Below are 15,507 nucleotides of genomic sequence, written 5' to 3'. Positions count from 1 at the left end.
AAATGTAGATTGTTGATAAAGTGCATTTTGTTTATGCCGGATACGGCGTAAACAAAATGCCAGGCCTACAAAATCGTCCAAATTCAATATATTGCGGGGACTGCGTAGGCCTGTTCGGCATAGCGCATCAGGCAGTTTTTCATTTTTCAGCTGTCTGAATTTTAACCCTCTGGCGGCTTTACAGTACCTTACGCTATACTAGCCACTGAAAATGCCGGTTCACTTTCTTCGAATCGGCTTTCAATGTGTATTTCACACAAATTAATCAACTTCCCCTTCCGAGGATCTGGCCTGAAAGGTCGGATAAGATATGTTAAACAGTATTTTAGTCATACTCTGTTTGATCGCTGTAAGTGCGTTCTTCTCGATGTCCGAGATCTCGCTTGCCGCCTCACGCAAAATCAAACTTAAACTGCTGGCTGATGAAGGCAATATAAATGCCCAACGCGTTTTGAATATGCAGGAAAATCCCGGCATGTTCTTTACCGTGGTCCAGATCGGTCTGAACGCAGTGGCGATTCTCGGCGGTATCGTCGGTGATGCGGCATTTTCTCCAGCTTTTCACAGCCTGTTCTCCCGCTATATGTCGGCAGAACTCTCTGAGCAACTGAGCTTTATTCTCTCTTTCTCGTTAGTGACTGGCATGTTTATCCTGTTTGCGGATTTAACCCCGAAACGCATCGGTATGATTGCGCCAGAAGCTGTGGCTTTGCGTATCATCAACCCGATGCGCTTCTGCCTGTACGTTTGCACCCCGCTGGTGTGGTTCTTCAACGGACTGGCGAACATAATCTTCCGTATTTTCAAACTGCCAATGGTACGTAAAGATGACATCACTTCTGATGATATCTACGCGGTAGTGGAAGCCGGTGCGCTGGCGGGCGTGTTACGTAAACAGGAACACGAGCTGATTGAAAACGTCTTTGAGCTGGAATCCCGTACCGTTCCGTCTTCAATGACACCGCGTGAAAACGTGATTTGGTTTGATCTCCACGAAGATGAGCAAAGTCTGAAGAATAAGGTTGCGGAACATCCGCACTCTAAGTTTCTCGTCTGTAATGAAGATATTGACCACATCATCGGCTATGTCGATTCTAAAGACCTGCTGAACCGCGTGCTGGCTAACCAAAGCCTGGCACTGAACAGCGGCGTACAAATTCGCAACACGCTGATTGTGCCGGATACGTTAACCCTTTCAGAGGCGTTGGAAAGTTTTAAAACCGCAGGTGAAGACTTCGCGGTGATCATGAACGAGTACGCGCTGGTAGTGGGGATCATCACCCTCAACGACGTGATGACCACGCTGATGGGCGATCTGGTCGGCCAGGGGCTGGAAGAGCAAATTGTCGCCCGTGATGAGAACTCATGGCTGATAGACGGCGGCACGCCTATTGACGACGTCATGCGCGTGCTGGATATTGACGAGTTCCCGCAGTCGGGCAACTACGAAACCATCGGCGGCTTTATGATGTTTATGCTGCGTAAGATCCCGAAACGCACCGATTCGGTGAAATTCGCCGGCTACAAATTTGAAGTGGTGGATATCGATAACTACCGCATCGACCAGCTGCTGGTGACCCGAATCGACAGCAAAGCCACCGCCCTTTCGCCAAAACTGCCTGACGCTAAAGATAAAGAAGAAAGCGTCGCATAACCCCAGAAACATCAACGGCTCCTGAATCAGGAGCCGTCTTATTACTGCATAGCACTTTTTACTGCATAGCACTTTGGTTAAGCCATCTCTGTTTGCAGACGCATAACCTGACGGTTAACTTCGGACATCACTGACAAATGCAGCTTATCCTTCACTTTTGGGATAAGAATCTTACCCTTATCAAATTCAAAAGCGCCAACGTCCTTGATGTATAACCGTCCACGGAACAGGATCTTTACGTACTTCGCCACCTGAAGTGGGTTGTACCGTTGGAAAATTTTCATTGTTATCTCCTGCTGAGTATTACGCCTTTGCGGTGCCACAATCGGCCCAACTATTATGAGGCGCAAATTTTAATGCCTAGTGACTATAGACTATCCGGGCAATGTTTCCACCGCGTATAACTTTTTTTACCTAAAGGTTACAATTATTCAGAATTATCTTTTTACCGAAGCGCGGTCTTCAGTATAAGCATTCATTTTTCATATGATTTGTGCGCTTGACCGCAAACTGGCATCACACTTGCGGGAAATTCGATAAATAGCACATATGATTAAAACTCAGACCCAAGTGGTCGGATCACCTGCATATCATAAGAAGGAAACACCATGACCCTACGCAAGATTCTGGCACTCACCTGCCTGCTGTTGCCGATGATGGCTTCCGCACATCAGTTCGAAACCGGTCAGCGAGTGCCGCCGATTGGCATCACCGATCGTGGCGAGTTGGTGCTTGATAAAGATCAGTTTAGCTACAAAACCTGGAACAGCGCGCAGTTAGTGGGAAAAGTGCGAGTACTGCAACATATTGCTGGTCGCACCTCTGCAAAAGAGAAAAACGCGACGCTGATTGAAGCGATTAAATCAGCGAAGTTACCGCACGATCGTTACCAGACCACCACCATTGTTAACACCGACGACGCGATTCCGGGTTCAGGGATGTTTGTGCGCAGCAGTCTGGAGAGTAATAAAAAGCTTTATCCCTGGTCGCAGTTTATTGTTGATAGCAATGGCGTCGCACGCGGTGCCTGGCAGCTGGATGAAAAAAGTTCCGCTGTAGTGGTGCTGGATAAAGACGGTCGCGTGCAATGGGCCAAAGACGGGGCACTTACTCAGGAAGAGGTGCAGCAAGTGATGGACCTGCTGCATAAATTAATTAATAAATAGACACTCTGAACCCCGGATTCAGGAACGACTCGCGCGGAGTGTAATCCAGCGGTTTACCCTGCCAGTCGTGAACGTGCGCTCCGGCAGCTGCAGCCACAGCATGACCAGCGGCGGTATCCCAAATATTCGTTGGCCCGAAACGCGGGTACAGCTGCGCCTGTCCTTCCGCCACCAGGCAGAATTTCAGCGAAGAGCCGATGGACGTGGTCTGATGTTCGCCAAGCTGTTGCAGATACTCTTTCAGCTCCGCATCTGCATGGGAACGGCTGATCACCACCAGCGGCGGGCGCGCATCGCGGACCTGAATCTGCTTGCGCACACCGCACTCTTCTTTCCAGGCTTTGCCTTCTGCCGCGCTGTACATTACGTTCATTACCGGCGCATACACCACACCTAAAATCGGTTTACCGTGGTCGATGAGCGCAATGTTAACGGTGAATTCGCCATTACGTTTAATAAACTCTTTAGTACCATCCAGCGGGTCTACCAGCCAGTAACGCTGCCAGTGCTGACGGACTTCCCAACCGGGAGGATCTTCTTCAGAAAGGACCGGAATATCCGGTGTCAGCGTACGTAAACCGTCCATGATAACGGTGTGAGCGGCAATATCCGCTGCCGTTACCGGAGAATTGTCCGCTTTGCTGACGACGTCCATCGGTTTCGTCCCGTCGTAGACCTGCATAATGGCATCGCCTGCATTCCGTGCAAGCTGGCATACTTGATCTAACATTTCTCCACCTCGTCTCTGTGAGCGGTGTTAACTTATTGTTTTACTTATACCCTATCGTTAATGAATGCGCCAACTGTGATAGTGTCATCATTTTCAAAGCGTAAAATTGTGGCATTCTTCACTGTTCTATAAGTAAGACGTTTATTCTCCCTTTTCTTTCGTATTCCCGATGATAAAAGGATGTCCCTGATGATTAAGTTTAGCGCAACGCTCCTGGCCACGCTGATTGCCGCCAGTGTGAATGCAGCGACGGTCGATCTGCGTATCATGGAAACCACTGATCTGCATAGCAACATGATGGATTTCGATTATTACAAAGACACCGCCACGGAAAAATTCGGACTGGTACGTACGGCAAGCCTGATTAACGATGCCCGCAATGAAGTGAAAAACAGCGTACTGGTCGATAACGGCGATTTGATTCAGGGGAGTCCGCTGGCAGATTACATGTCGGCGAAAGGATTAAAAGCAGGTGATATTCACCCGGTCTATAAGGCATTAAATACGCTGGACTATACCGTCGGCACGCTTGGCAACCACGAGTTTAACTACGGTCTGGATTATCTGAAAAATGCGCTGGCGGGAGCGAAATTCCCTTATGTAAATGCCAACGTCATTGACGCCAGAACCAAACAGCCAATGTTTACACCGTATTTAATTAAAGACACCGAAGTGGTCGATAAAGACGGAAAAAAACAGACGCTGAAGATTGGTTATATTGGCGTCGTCCCGCCACAAATCATGGGCTGGGATAAAGCTAATTTATCCGGGAAAGTGACGGTGAATGATATTACCGAAACCGTGCGCAAATACGTGCCTGAAATGCGCGAGAAAGGTGCCGATGTCGTTGTCGTTCTGGCGCATTCCGGGCTGTCTGCCAATCCGTATAAAGTGATGGCGGAAAACTCAGTTTATTACCTCAGTGAAATTCCGGGCGTTAACGCCATTATGTTTGGCCATGCTCACGCCGTTTTCCCAGGTAAAGATTTTGCTGATATCGAAGGGGCTGATATCGCGAAAGGCACGCTGAATGGTGTTCCGGCGGTAATGCCAGGCATGTGGGGCGATCATCTTGGTGTGGTCGACTTACAACTCAGTAATGACAGCGGTAAATGGCAGGTGACGCAGGCGAAAGCGGAAGCACGGCCGATTTACGACATCGCGAATAAAAAATCCCTCGCGGCGGAAGACAGCAAGCTGGTAGAAACACTCAAAGCCGATCACGATGCCACACGCCAGTTCGTCAGCAAGCCAATCGGTAAATCTGCCGACAATATGTATAGCTATCTGGCGCTTGTGCAGGACGATCCGACCGTGCAGGTGGTGAACAACGCGCAAAAAGCGTACGTCGAGCATTACATTCAGGGCGATCCGGATCTGGCAAAACTGCCAGTGCTTTCAGCTGCCGCACCGTTTAAAGTTGGTGGTCGCAAAAATGACCCGGCAAGCTATGTGGAGGTGGAAAAAGGCCAGTTGACCTTCCGTAATGCCGCCGATCTTTATCTCTACCCCAATACGCTGATTGTGGTGAAAGCCAGCGGTAAAGAGGTGAAAGAGTGGCTGGAGTGCTCCGCCGGACAGTTTAACCAGATTGATCCTAACAGCACGAAACCACAGTCACTCATCAACTGGGATGGTTTCCGCACCTATAACTTTGATGTTATTGATGGTGTGAATTATCAGATTGATGTTACCCAGCCCGCCCGTTATGACGGCGAGTGCCAGATGATTAATGCCAATGCGGAAAGGATTAAGAACCTGACCTTTAACGGCAAGCCGATTGATCCGAACGCCATGTTCCTCGTTGCCACCAATAACTATCGCGCTTACGGCGGCAAATTTGCCGGTACGGGCGACAGCCATATCGCTTTTGCTTCACCGGATGAGAACCGCTCGGTGCTGGCAGCGTGGATTGCTGATGAGTCGAAACGTGCGGGGGAAATTCACCCGGCGGCAGATAACAACTGGCGTTTAGCACCAATAGCTGGCGATAAGAAACTGGATATCCGTTTCGAAACCTCTCCGTCAGATAAAGCCGCAGTGTTTATTAAAGAGAAAGGGCAGTATCCGATGAATAAAGTCGCGACCGATGATATCGGGTTTGCGATTTATCAGGTGGATCTGAGTAAGTAAAACACTTCTTTTTCGGCCTACAAATCATCAACCGCATCCGGCATTTATTGGCGGATGCGATGATGACGCATCTTATCCGCCCTACAAGCCATGAACCGTAGTCCGGATAAGCGCAGCGCATCCGGCAGTTATGCCGCACGTTCATCCCGCACCGCTAACACCTCGGGCAAATTCAACTCAATCCAGTCCGCCAGTGCAGCAACCTTTTCGCTCACCTGCTCGCCCAGCGGCGTGAGGCTATATTCCACATGCGGCGGCACCACCGGATACGCGATACGGTTAAGAAAACCATCCTGTTCTAATGCCTGTAACGACTGCGCAAGCATCTTTTCACTCACCCCGCCCATTTTGCGCCGCAGGTCGCTAAAGCGATGAGTACCTTCGCGTAGCGCCACCAGAATCAACACCCCCCAACGGCTGGTGACGTGTTTCAAAACCTCGCGCGACGGGCACTGTTCCGCAAAGAGATTTCCCTCTTTCAGTTGTTGCGACAGGCTAACCTGACTCATTTCATACTTACCTTTTTGTACGTACTTACTAAAAGTAAGTTTAGGTGTTAGCGTATTTAAACACAAGACAAAACGATGGAGACTTCCCATGATCGCTATTACTGGTGCCACTGGCCAACTTGGTCACTATGTTATTGAATCCTTGATGAAAACGGTTCCTGCCAGCCAAATAGTGGCTATCGTTCGTAATCCGGCAAAAGCACAGGCACTGACAGCACAAGGCATTACCGTGCGTCAGGCTGATTACGGCGATGAAGCCGCACTGACATCTGCGCTTCAGGGAGTGGAAAAACTACTGCTGATCTCTTCCAGCGAAGTGGGTCAACGTGCCCCGCAGCATCGTAATGTTATTAATGCCGCAAAGGCGGCCGGCGTGAAATTTATCGCTTATACCAGCCTGCTACATGCCGATTCCTCCCCGCTCGGCCTCGCCGATGAGCACATCGAGACGGAGAAAATGCTGGCTGATTCTGGCATCGTTTACACCCTGCTGCGCAACGGCTGGTACACCGAAAACTACCTCGCCAGCGCCCCGGCAGCACTGGAACACGGCGTATTTATCGGTGCCGCGGGCGATGGCAAAATCGCCTCAGCAACGCGGGCTGATTATGCGGTAGCTGCGGCGCGCGTAATTAGCGAAGCCGGTCATGAAGGCAAGGTTTACGAACTGGCGGGCGATAGTGCCTGGACGCTGACACAGTTAGCGGCAGAACTCACCAAACAGAGCGGCAAACCGATTACCTATCAAAACCTGAGCGAAGCCGATTTCGCTGCGGCACTGAAAAGCGTCGGACTGCCTGATGGACTGGCGGATATGCTGGCGGATTCTGACGTTGGCGCATCGAAAGGCGGTCTGTTTGATGACAGCAAAACGCTTAGCAAATTGATTGGCCGCCCAACGACAACGTTAGCCGAAAGCGTAAGCCATCTTTTTAATGTTAATAACTAGTTAATTAAAGTGGCATCCTCCCGCATCCTCTCTGATAATGACGGGATGCCGGGAGCAATCATGTCTGCTTCCTGAACTTTCTTCTGACAGACCAATGGATGCCAGTAATGATTAGCGGCGTGCTGTACGCCCTGTTAGCAGGGTTGATGTGGGGGCTTATTTTTGTCGGGCCGTTGATCGTACCGGAATACCCGGCGATGCTGCAGTCGATGGGGCGTTATCTGGCGTTAGGGTTAATTGCGCTGCCCATTGCCTGGCTGGGACGCGTGCGTCTGCGTCAGTTGGCGCGTCGCGACTGGCTTACCGCCTTGATGCTCACCATGATGGGCAACCTTATCTATTACTTCTGCCTTGCCAGTGCCATTCAACGTACTGGCGCGCCTGTTTCCACGATGATTATCGGCACCCTGCCGGTGGTGATTCCCGTTTTTGCCAATCTGCTTTATAGCCAGCGCGACGGCAAACTCGCATGGGGAAAACTCGCCCCGGCACTGGTTTGTATTGGCATCGGCCTGGCGTGTGTGAATATTGCTGAGTTAAACCACGGACTCCCCGATTTTGACTGGGCACGTTATACCTCAGGCATCGTGCTGGCGTTAGTTTCCGTGGTCTGCTGGGCATGGTATGCCCTGCGCAACGCCCGCTGGCTGCGGGAAAATCCCGACAAACATCCGATGATGTGGGCGACGGCGCAGGCGCTGGTCACGCTGCCGGTTTCTCTCATCGGCTATCTCGTCGCCTGTTACTGGCTGAATATGCAAACGCCGGACTTCTCCTTACCCTTTGGCCCCCGTCCGCTGGTGTTTATTAGTCTGATGGTTGCGATAGCCGTGCTTTGCTCATGGGTTGGCGCACTCTGCTGGAACGTCGCCAGCCAGCGATTACCGACAGTGATTCTCGGGCCGCTGATTGTTTTCGAAACGCTGGCAGGTTTGCTGTACACCTTTTTACTCCGCCAGCAAATGCCGCCGCTAATGACGCTGAGCGGTATCGCGCTGTTAGTGATTGGCGTGGTCATTGCGGTCAGAGCAAAACCAGAAAAACCTTTAACTGAATCTGTCTCAGAAAGTTGACACGCTGGCAGTGAGTTAAATAAGCCTCTGCTACGTAAGGGTTATAGCTTTTGCCTTAAAGATGTATTTAAAATACATCTTATCTTATTAAGAATGAGGTATCAGCTATGGCTTATCGCGACCAACCTTTAGGTGAACTGGCGCTCTCTATTCCTCGCGCTTCGGCTCTGTTTCGTAAATATGATATGGATTACTGCTGTGGCGGTAAGCAGACGCTGGCGCGCGCGGCGGCACGTAAAGAACTGGATGTTGACGTCATTGAAGCCGAACTGGCAAAGCTTGCTGAACAACCGATTGAGAAAGACTGGCGTAGCGCCCCGCTGGCGGAAATCATCGACCACATTATTGTGCGCTATCACGATCGCCATCGCGAGCAGCTGCCGGAGCTGATCCTGCAAGCGACTAAAGTCGAGCGCGTTCACGCCGACAAACCAAGTGTGCCAAAAGGGCTGACAAAATACCTGACTATGCTGCATGAAGAGCTTTCCAGCCACATGATGAAAGAAGAGCAAATTCTCTTCCCGATGATTAAACAAGGCATGGGCAGCCAGGCAATGGGGCCAATCAGCGTAATGGAAAGCGAGCACGATGAAGCGGGCGAACTGCTGGAAGTGATCAAACACACCAGCAATAACGTCACACCGCCGCCGGAAGCCTGCACCACCTGGAAAGCGATGTATAACGGCATTAATGAACTGATTGATGACCTGATGGAGCACATCAGTCTGGAAAACAATGTACTATTCCCGCGCGCGCTGGCGGGTGAGTGATCTAAAAGCTGGATGGCATTGCGCCATCCAGCATGATAATGCGATTATTTCCGCAGTTCAGCAGCCCGTTTCTTACCAATAAACAGCCAGCCCAGCCCCAGCGCGATAAACCACAGCGGGGTAACCAGCAGCGCCTGGCGGGTGTCATCTTCCAGTGTCAACAACACCAGAACAAACACAAAGAACGCCATACATACCCAGCACATCAGCTTGCCGAGTGGCATCTTGTAGATCGACTTCTCATGCAGATGAGGACGCTGTTTGCGATACACCAGGTACGAGCAAAGGATAATCGTCCAGACAAACATAAACAGAATCGCGGAAACGGTTGTAATCATCGTGAACGCGCCAATCACGCTGGGATTCACATACAACATCACCACGCCGCCGAGCAGACAGATACAAGAGAAGGTCAGCCCTTTCGCGGGTACTGCGCGCTTAGAGAGTTTAGCGAACGCTTTCGGTGCCACACCTTCCTGGGCCAGGCCAAACAGCATACGGCTGGTAGAGAAGACACCGCTGTTAGCGGAAGACGCCGCAGAGGTCAGCACCACAAAGTTGATCACGCTGGCAGCCGCAGGCAAACCTACCAACACAAACAGTTCAACGAACGGGCTTTTCTCCGGGACTACCGAACTCCACGGCGTCACGGACATAATCACAATCAGCGAGAAGACGTAGAACATAATGATACGGATCGGAATGGAGTTAATCGCGCGTGGCAGTGATTTCTCCGGATCTTTGGTTTCCGCAGCTGTTGTACCTACCAGCTCAATCCCCACGAAAGCGAAAACCGCTATCTGGAATCCGGCAAAGAAGCCGCTTAAGCCTTTCGGGAACCAGCCGCCGTCATTCCACAAATGTGTAAATGATGCTTCCACACCGGTCGGTGACTGAAAGTGCATCGCCACCATGACCAGGCCGACAACAATCAGCGACACGATGGCGACGATTTTGATCATCGCAAACCAGAACTCCATCTCACCGAACATTTTTACCGTGGCGAGGTTTAGAACCAGTAACAGAATGATCACGGATAACGAAGCAACCCAGTCAGAAAGCCCAGGGAACCAGAATTGCGCATAGGCGGTAATGGCAACCACATCTGCCATACCGGTTACAACCCAGCAGAACCAGTAAGTCCAGCCGGTGAAATATCCTGCCCACGGCCCGAGTAAATCGGAAGCGAAGTCACTAAAAGATTTGTATTCCAGATTCGAAAGCAGCAATTCCCCCATTGCCCGCATCACGAAAAAGAGCATAAAACCGATGATCATATAAACGAAAATGATCGACGGCCCGGCAAGGCTAATCGTTTTGCCGGACCCCATAAACAACCCTGTACCAATGGCACCGCCAATGGCAATAAGCTGAATATGTCGGTTTGTGAGATTGCGCCGTAGCGACTGTTCAGCCGGAGCCTGATCATCGGCAACGACTTTTACCTGATCTACCATGTTTTTTTCTTCCTGTACCTGTCTGTGTTGTTCAGGCTCTACGGCCTTTAGTCAGTCTATGATACGACGAATCTGTATCGGGACTCATCGATATTAGGTAACAATACGCGGGATGAATACTAAGATTTAGATCTAATGTTAATTTTATGTTTAAAGTGAGTGTCATATCACGGTGATAACGCGAAACAGCTCACAAAAATACACGCTTACAGGGGCTTTGCAACATAAAATAGCGCCGTTTGGCAAACTGAAGGGTTTATTGCTGAATGCCTGCTCCCCTCTGGTTCGAGGGGAACAGAATGCGCTGCTTAGAGGATTTCCAGCAGTTCGACTTCAAACACCAGGGTGCTGAACGGAGGGATGGACGCGCCTGCGCCACGCTCGCCATATGCCAGTTCCTGCGGGATAGTCAGTTCCCATTTAGAACCTACCGGCATCAGAGTCAGTGCTTCAATCCAGCCAGGGATCACGCCGTTAACCGGGAATTCAGCTGGCTCGCCGCGAGCAACGGAGCTGTCAAACACGGTGCCGTCGATCAGTTTTCCGGTGTAATGAACACGAACGCGGTCGGTACGTGCCGGAATTGCGCCTTCGCCCTGGTTGATCACGCGGAATTGCAGGCCAGATTCGGTGCTATTTACACCTTCTTTTTTGGCGTTTTCTTCCAGGTATTTCACACCTTCAGCAGCCATCGCCTGGAAACGCTGACGACGAACGGCATCGGCGCGTTCGTGGATTTCACGCAGCGCGCGGTGCACCACATCAACTGGAACAGCCGGATGTTTGCCTTCCAGCGCATCGGCAATGCCTGCAACCAGAGCTTCTGGCAGCAGCCCTTCCAGGCCAGATTCACTCAGTTGTTGCCCTACCTGCAAACCAATGCCGTAGCTTGCTTGCGCTTCGATGGTGTCAAAAGTTGGGGTGGTCATCGTATTTCCTTTCTTAGGGTATAAAGTAGCGGGCAGCATATCAGCCACACTTCTTTGGGTAAAACTTTGTCGCGGGAATGATGACAAATCCCGGGGAAAAAGAAACAATAGCAATATCCCGTATGAATATAATAAAGGCGGGTTTACCACGGACATCATAGCGTTAGCTTATTCATAGGCTATGATTGAGGAACAAGACGCGGAGCAGGAGGAAACCATGCCCGGGCGCTTTGAACTAAAACCAACCCTGGAGAAAGTCTGGCACGCGCCGGACAATTTTCGCTTCATGGACCCGCTGCCGCCGATGCATCGTCGGGGGATCATTATTGCCGCCATTGTATTGGTGGTCGGATTTCTGCTTCCATCTGATGATACGCCCAACGCGCCGGTGGTGACGCGTGAAGCGCAGTTAGATATTCAGTCGCAATCACAACCACCGACAGAAGAACAGCTGCGGGCGCAATTAGTCACGCCACAAAATGATCCTGATCAGGTGGCTCCGGTCGCTCCAGAACCAATACAGGAAGGCCAACCAGAAGAGCAGCCGCAAACCCCCCATACGCAACCATTCCAGCCAGATAGCGGAATTGATAATCAATGGCGCTCCTATCGTGTCGAACCCGGTAAAACGATGGCGCAGCTGTTCCGCGACCACGGACTGCCCGCTACCGATGTCTATGCCATGGCGCAGGTAGAAGGCGCGGATAAGCCACTGAGTAATTTGCAAAACGGGCAGATGGTGAAAATCCGCCAGAACGCCAGCGGCGTGGTGACGGGCTTAACCATTGATACGGGGAATAATCAACAGGTCCTGTTTACCCGCCAGCCGGATGGCAGTTTTATTCGCGCGCGGTAGATGAAGGGTCAACCAAAAGCCAGCTAAGGATTGTCTCTTTGATGACCTTACGTCTGGCTTCCAGTGCCTGGGGTGAAACCATACTGATGTGATAAACCAGACCAAGCGTATGCTGGTTGATCAAATAATATCCCCCAAGCGCAGCAATATTAATATTCACCTGCAATGGGTCGATATCTGGCTTAAAAATATTGTTTTTCTTCCCTTCATCCAATAAGGATTCCATTAACTGCAAGTGCGCATGGTTAATTTCTAAAAGACGCTGTGACTTTGCATAATGCACACCCTTACTTTGATTTTCACTATGCACAATTTTTAAAAACCAGGGATTAGAAATATAATAATCCCATGTAAAATCGATTATTTTCTCAATGGCTTTCTGTGGCGGAAGATCTGAGAAATCAAGGGCCTTTTCTTTTTGTCGAATATCGTTCCAGGTATATTCCAGTACTTCGATAAATAAATTTTCTTTATTACCAAAGTGGTGATAAACCGTCTGTTTACTGCACCCCGCGGCCTTGACGATATTATCGACTCTGGCCCCTTCGTAACCATATTCGGCAAATTCATTAACCGCGCATAACAGCAGCTTTTCTTTCAGGCTCTGTACGTTGCTGGTATCAAGATACATAACGCTTCCCCACGACCTCTTCGTGGTGACTATCATAACCTGATTTGATTTCAGCTTCAGAAAAAAGGGCAAAAACTTGTACTTTCATCAGGTTATCAAATGTCCTGTGATCGCCATCGCATATCAACCAACTAGATGGTTGATCTTTTTATCCTCCAGTCGCAAGCTAATCATCACTAAGGAAACAAAATTCAAAAAAAGAGAGCTATTGTATGAAATCCACTCGTCCTGTTGCCGTGATTACCGGAGCCGCTCGTGGTATTGGAAAGGGCTGTGCGCTGGAGCTTGCGCGTGGCGGATTTAATCTGCTGATTAATGATCGTCCGGATGCGGATAGCGTAGAAAAATTACATGCCACACAACAAGAATGTCTGGCGGAAGGCGTGGAAGTGATTTGCTTCCCTGCTGATGTGGGCGATCTCTCCCTGCATGAAGAGATGCTCGACGCAGCGCAAAACCAGTGGGGACGTCTGGACTGCCTGCTCAACAACGCAGGCATTTCAGTGAAAAAACGCGGTGACCTTCTCGACCTCGAACCAGACAGCTTCGACCAAAATATTGCCATTAACACCCGCGCACCGTTCTTCCTTGCTCAGGCATTCAGTAAGCGCTTACTGGCACAGCCGAAACCGGAAGCAGAACTGCCGCACCGCTCGATTATTTTTGTCAGTTCCATCAACGCCATCATGCTGGCGATGAATCGCGGCGAATATACCATTGCCAAAACTGCCGTCTCTGCCGCTGCTCGTCTGTTTGCTGCTCGCCTTTGTAATGAACAAATTGGCGTATATGAAGTGCGTCCTGGTCTCATCAAAACCGATATGACTATTCCGGCAACGGCCTATTACGACGAACTGATTGCCAAAGGTCTGGTGCCGTGGGGACGTTGGGGTTATCCGGCTGATATTGCTTCCACTGTCCGCGCGATGGCGGAAGGTAAACTGATTTACACCTGTGGTCAGGCGGTCGCCATCGACGGCGGCTTAAGTATGCCGCGCTTCTGAGGCTGAATCATGAGAGATCTGTTACAACGCCCGGATTTATTCAGTATCAATACCGCGACACTGGGCTATAAAACGCCGCTACCCGCCATTATTGATGCCTGCGCCGCACGCGGTATTGGCGCGATTGCCCCCTGGCGCAGGGAGTTGCAGAGTGAAGATCTCCAGCAAATCGCCCGCCAGCTTGCTGCCAGTAACATGAACGTTTCCGGTTTGTGCCGTAGCACCTACTACACCGCACCGACGCTGGCGGAGCGCAAACTGGCGATTGACGATAACCGCCGGGCGCTGGACGACGCCGCTGTACTGAACGCCGCCTGTTATATGCAGGTGGTTGGCGGTCTGCCAATGGGAACAAAAGATCTGTACGAAGCACGGGAACAGGTGAAACAAGGGATTCGCCAGTTGCTGCCACATTCGAAAGAGGTCGGCGTGCCAATTGCACTGGAGCCACTGCACCCGATGACTGCTGCCGATCGTTCTTGTCTGTGCACGTTACGTCAGGCGCTGGACTGGTGTGATGAACTCGATCCCGATGGCGAATTTGGCCTCGGCGTGGCGGTAGATGTCTACCATGTCTGGTGGGACCCGGATCTCGCCAGTCAGATCCTGCGTGCCGGAAAACGCATCCTCGCGTTTCATGTTTCCGACTGGTTAGTGCCGACCACCGATCTGGTCAATGACCGTGGAATGCCGGGAGATGGTGTCATCAATATTCCGTCAATTCGTCGGCTGGTTGAAAACGCCGGATTTAATGGCGCTATTGAACTGGAAATATTCTCACCGTACTGGTGGCAGAAAGATATTAACAGCACGCTGGATATTAGCGTCGATCGCATCGCACATTATTGTTAAGGAATAATCATGAGTGACCAACCCGTTCTGTTCAGCAGAGCGGCGGCTTCTTGCCGCCTGACATTGAACCGTGAAGATAAATGTCATGCTATTAATGAAGAAATGATCGAATCTCTCGACCATTATTTAAATGAAATTGAAAATGACACGGCATTACGCTTAGTCGAATTAACGGCAACCGGCGATAAATTCTTTTGTGCGGGCGGCGATATTAAATCGTGGTCGGCCTATTCGCCATTAGATATGGGCAGAAAATGGATTAAACGCGGTAATGACGTTTTTAATCGCCTGCGCAACTTACCCCAATTAACCGTTGCGAATCTCAACGGTCATACCATCGGTGGCGGTATTGAACTTGCCTTGTGCTGCGATATTCGTATCGCTCGCCCCGGCGCGAAATTCTCTAACCCGGAAGTGATGCTCGGCATGGTGCCTGGCTGGATGGGCATTGAACGCGTGCTTAATCAGGTTGGCCCGGTAGTCGGTCGCCAGATGCTGATGCTGGGTAAACGCCTGACGGCGCAGGAAGCCCAGGTGGCGAATTTAATTGATGAAGTGGTAGAAAAAGAACAGGTGGAAAGCTGGATGGCGAACCAGTTAGCGCAGCTGGAAAAATGTGGTCCGGTGGCACTGGCACATATTAAGCAACTGATTCTGGCGCTGGAAAATAAACACGCCGATTACTCCCACCAGTTACTGGCTGGATTAATGTCCGCCACTCAGGATTGCCAACAGGCGACGCACGCATTTGCCGAAAAAGCCGGCGTGAGCTTCCACAATCAATAAGGAAATTG

At 50.6% G+C, this 15,507-nt stretch carries 16 protein-coding genes; 10 read left to right on the top strand and 6 right to left on the bottom strand.

What is annotated here, in order from left to right:
• Window positions 1–310: 310 nt before the first annotated feature.
• On the top strand, window positions 311–1,654 hold the full coding sequence (locus ACJHYO_RS04700) for a hemolysin family protein (RefSeq protein ID WP_000935036.1): 1,344 nt from the start codon (window positions 311–313) through the stop codon (window positions 1,652–1,654).
• Between the two features lie 77 nt (window positions 1,655–1,731).
• On the opposite strand, the gene ACJHYO_RS04695 is transcribed toward ACJHYO_RS04700, so the two are convergent.
• Window positions 1,732–1,938, bottom strand: coding sequence for a DUF1107 domain-containing protein (locus ACJHYO_RS04695; protein WP_000689228.1), 207 nt, complete (start codon window positions 1,936–1,938; stop codon window positions 1,732–1,734).
• Window positions 1,939–2,262: 324 nt separating this feature from the next.
• Between ACJHYO_RS04695 and ACJHYO_RS04690 the strand changes: the two genes are divergently transcribed.
• Window positions 2,263–2,820: a YtfJ family protein gene (locus ACJHYO_RS04690; RefSeq protein WP_000175289.1), complete on the top strand. Its 558-nt coding sequence runs from the start codon at window positions 2,263–2,265 to the stop codon at window positions 2,818–2,820.
• Here the strand turns inward: ACJHYO_RS04690 and cysQ are convergent.
• Complete coding sequence (gene cysQ / locus ACJHYO_RS04685) at window positions 2,810–3,550, bottom strand: 3'(2'),5'-bisphosphate nucleotidase CysQ (protein ID WP_000886909.1); 741 nt, start codon at window positions 3,548–3,550, stop codon at window positions 2,810–2,812. The two genes, ACJHYO_RS04690 and cysQ, sit on opposite strands and share 11 nt — an antisense overlap.
• 189 nt (window positions 3,551–3,739) lie before the next feature.
• Between cysQ and cpdB the strand changes: the two genes are divergently transcribed.
• Entirely contained in the window at window positions 3,740–5,683 is a 1,944-nt protein-coding gene (cpdB, locus tag ACJHYO_RS04680) for a 2',3'-cyclic-nucleotide 2'-phosphodiesterase (RefSeq protein WP_024240782.1), read from the top strand.
• Window positions 5,684–5,811: 128 nt separating this feature from the next.
• Here the strand turns inward: cpdB and ACJHYO_RS04675 are convergent, their stop codons facing one another.
• Complete coding sequence (locus ACJHYO_RS04675) at window positions 5,812–6,192, bottom strand: winged helix-turn-helix transcriptional regulator (RefSeq protein WP_001317588.1); 381 nt, start codon at window positions 6,190–6,192, stop codon at window positions 5,812–5,814.
• An 88-nt stretch (window positions 6,193–6,280) separates the two neighbouring features.
• Here ACJHYO_RS04675 and qorB point away from each other — a divergent pair, with 88 nt between their 5' ends.
• The 3 genes from qorB (at window position 6,281) to ytfE (ending at window position 8,984) form a co-directional block, all read left to right on the top strand.
• Entirely contained in the window at window positions 6,281–7,141 is an 861-nt protein-coding gene (gene qorB, locus ACJHYO_RS04670) for an NAD(P)H:quinone oxidoreductase (protein WP_021513930.1), read from the top strand.
• A gap of 107 nt (window positions 7,142–7,248) precedes the next feature.
• Window positions 7,249–8,214 carry a DMT family transporter gene (locus tag ACJHYO_RS04665; RefSeq protein WP_001304672.1) on the top strand — a complete coding sequence of 322 codons (966 nt, stop codon included), beginning with the start codon at window positions 7,249–7,251 and terminating at the stop codon, window positions 8,212–8,214.
• 107 nt (window positions 8,215–8,321) lie between these two features.
• Window positions 8,322–8,984, top strand: coding sequence for an iron-sulfur cluster repair protein YtfE (ytfE, locus tag ACJHYO_RS04660; protein ID WP_410232415.1), 663 nt, complete (start codon window positions 8,322–8,324; stop codon window positions 8,982–8,984).
• A 44-nt stretch (window positions 8,985–9,028) separates the two neighbouring features.
• Here ytfE and cycA read toward each other — a convergent pair whose 3' ends face one another.
• Both cycA and fklB read right to left on the bottom strand, forming a co-directional pair.
• Window positions 9,029–10,441: a D-serine/D-alanine/glycine transporter gene (cycA, locus tag ACJHYO_RS04655; protein WP_000228369.1), complete on the bottom strand. Its 1,413-nt coding sequence runs from the start codon at window positions 10,439–10,441 to the stop codon at window positions 9,029–9,031.
• A gap of 308 nt (window positions 10,442–10,749) precedes the next feature.
• Complete coding sequence (gene fklB, locus ACJHYO_RS04650) at window positions 10,750–11,370, bottom strand: FKBP-type peptidyl-prolyl cis-trans isomerase (RefSeq protein WP_000211225.1); 621 nt, start codon at window positions 11,368–11,370, stop codon at window positions 10,750–10,752.
• A gap of 217 nt (window positions 11,371–11,587) precedes the next feature.
• Here fklB and ytfB point away from each other — a divergent pair, with 217 nt between their 5' ends.
• Complete coding sequence (ytfB, locus tag ACJHYO_RS04645; protein ID WP_001683491.1) at window positions 11,588–12,226, top strand: cell division protein YtfB; 639 nt, start codon at window positions 11,588–11,590, stop codon at window positions 12,224–12,226.
• Here ytfB and ACJHYO_RS04640 read toward each other — a convergent pair.
• Window positions 12,210–12,857, bottom strand: coding sequence for a TetR/AcrR family transcriptional regulator (locus ACJHYO_RS04640; RefSeq protein ID WP_001350383.1), 648 nt, complete (start codon window positions 12,855–12,857; stop codon window positions 12,210–12,212). The genes ytfB and ACJHYO_RS04640 overlap by 17 nt on opposite strands.
• A 212-nt stretch (window positions 12,858–13,069) precedes the next feature.
• Between ACJHYO_RS04640 and ACJHYO_RS04635 the strand changes: the two genes are divergently transcribed.
• From ACJHYO_RS04635 to ACJHYO_RS04625, 3 genes are read left to right on the top strand one after another with little or no spacing between them, the layout of a single operon-like run.
• The gene (locus tag ACJHYO_RS04635) at window positions 13,070–13,861 is read left to right on the top strand and encodes a 3-ketoacyl-ACP reductase (RefSeq protein WP_000843394.1); all 792 of its coding nucleotides are present in this window, start codon (window positions 13,070–13,072) and stop codon (window positions 13,859–13,861) included.
• Between the two features lie 9 nt (window positions 13,862–13,870).
• Complete coding sequence (locus ACJHYO_RS04630) at window positions 13,871–14,713, top strand: sugar phosphate isomerase/epimerase family protein (protein ID WP_001205254.1); 843 nt, start codon at window positions 13,871–13,873, stop codon at window positions 14,711–14,713.
• 9 nt (window positions 14,714–14,722) lie between these two features.
• Entirely contained in the window at window positions 14,723–15,499 is a 777-nt protein-coding gene (locus tag ACJHYO_RS04625; protein WP_001283532.1) for an enoyl-CoA hydratase/isomerase family protein, read from the top strand.
• Window positions 15,500–15,507 lie beyond the last annotated feature (8 nt).

Origin of the sequence: Escherichia sp. WS1118 (genome assembly GCF_046487695.1) — a bacterium.
Classification (GTDB): domain Bacteria; phylum Pseudomonadota; class Gammaproteobacteria; order Enterobacterales; family Enterobacteriaceae; genus Escherichia; species Escherichia coli.
The sequence above is the reverse complement of the archived record's forward strand: the minus strand, read 5'-3'. Positions and strand labels throughout refer to the sequence as shown.

Coding starts and splice junctions, on each gene's coding strand:
- ACJHYO_RS04700 (WP_000935036.1), top strand. CDS start 311: ATGTTAAACAGTATTTTAGTCATACTCTGTTTGATCGCTGTAAGTGCG.
- ACJHYO_RS04695 (WP_000689228.1), bottom strand. CDS start 1,938: ATGAAAATTTTCCAACGGTACAACCCACTTCAGGTGGCGAAGTACGTA.
- ACJHYO_RS04690 (WP_000175289.1), top strand. CDS start 2,263: ATGACCCTACGCAAGATTCTGGCACTCACCTGCCTGCTGTTGCCGATG.
- cysQ (WP_000886909.1), bottom strand. CDS start 3,550: ATGTTAGATCAAGTATGCCAGCTTGCACGGAATGCAGGCGATGCCATT.
- cpdB (WP_024240782.1), top strand. CDS start 3,740: ATGATTAAGTTTAGCGCAACGCTCCTGGCCACGCTGATTGCCGCCAGT.
- ACJHYO_RS04675 (WP_001317588.1), bottom strand. CDS start 6,192: ATGAGTCAGGTTAGCCTGTCGCAACAACTGAAAGAGGGAAATCTCTTT.
- qorB (WP_021513930.1), top strand. CDS start 6,281: ATGATCGCTATTACTGGTGCCACTGGCCAACTTGGTCACTATGTTATT.
- ACJHYO_RS04665 (WP_001304672.1), top strand. CDS start 7,249: ATGATTAGCGGCGTGCTGTACGCCCTGTTAGCAGGGTTGATGTGGGGG.
- ytfE (WP_410232415.1), top strand. CDS start 8,322: ATGGCTTATCGCGACCAACCTTTAGGTGAACTGGCGCTCTCTATTCCT.
- cycA (WP_000228369.1), bottom strand. CDS start 10,441: ATGGTAGATCAGGTAAAAGTCGTTGCCGATGATCAGGCTCCGGCTGAA.
- fklB (WP_000211225.1), bottom strand. CDS start 11,370: ATGACCACCCCAACTTTTGACACCATCGAAGCGCAAGCAAGCTACGGC.
- ytfB (WP_001683491.1), top strand. CDS start 11,588: ATGCCCGGGCGCTTTGAACTAAAACCAACCCTGGAGAAAGTCTGGCAC.
- ACJHYO_RS04640 (WP_001350383.1), bottom strand. CDS start 12,857: ATGTATCTTGATACCAGCAACGTACAGAGCCTGAAAGAAAAGCTGCTG.
- ACJHYO_RS04635 (WP_000843394.1), top strand. CDS start 13,070: ATGAAATCCACTCGTCCTGTTGCCGTGATTACCGGAGCCGCTCGTGGT.
- ACJHYO_RS04630 (WP_001205254.1), top strand. CDS start 13,871: ATGAGAGATCTGTTACAACGCCCGGATTTATTCAGTATCAATACCGCG.
- ACJHYO_RS04625 (WP_001283532.1), top strand. CDS start 14,723: ATGAGTGACCAACCCGTTCTGTTCAGCAGAGCGGCGGCTTCTTGCCGC.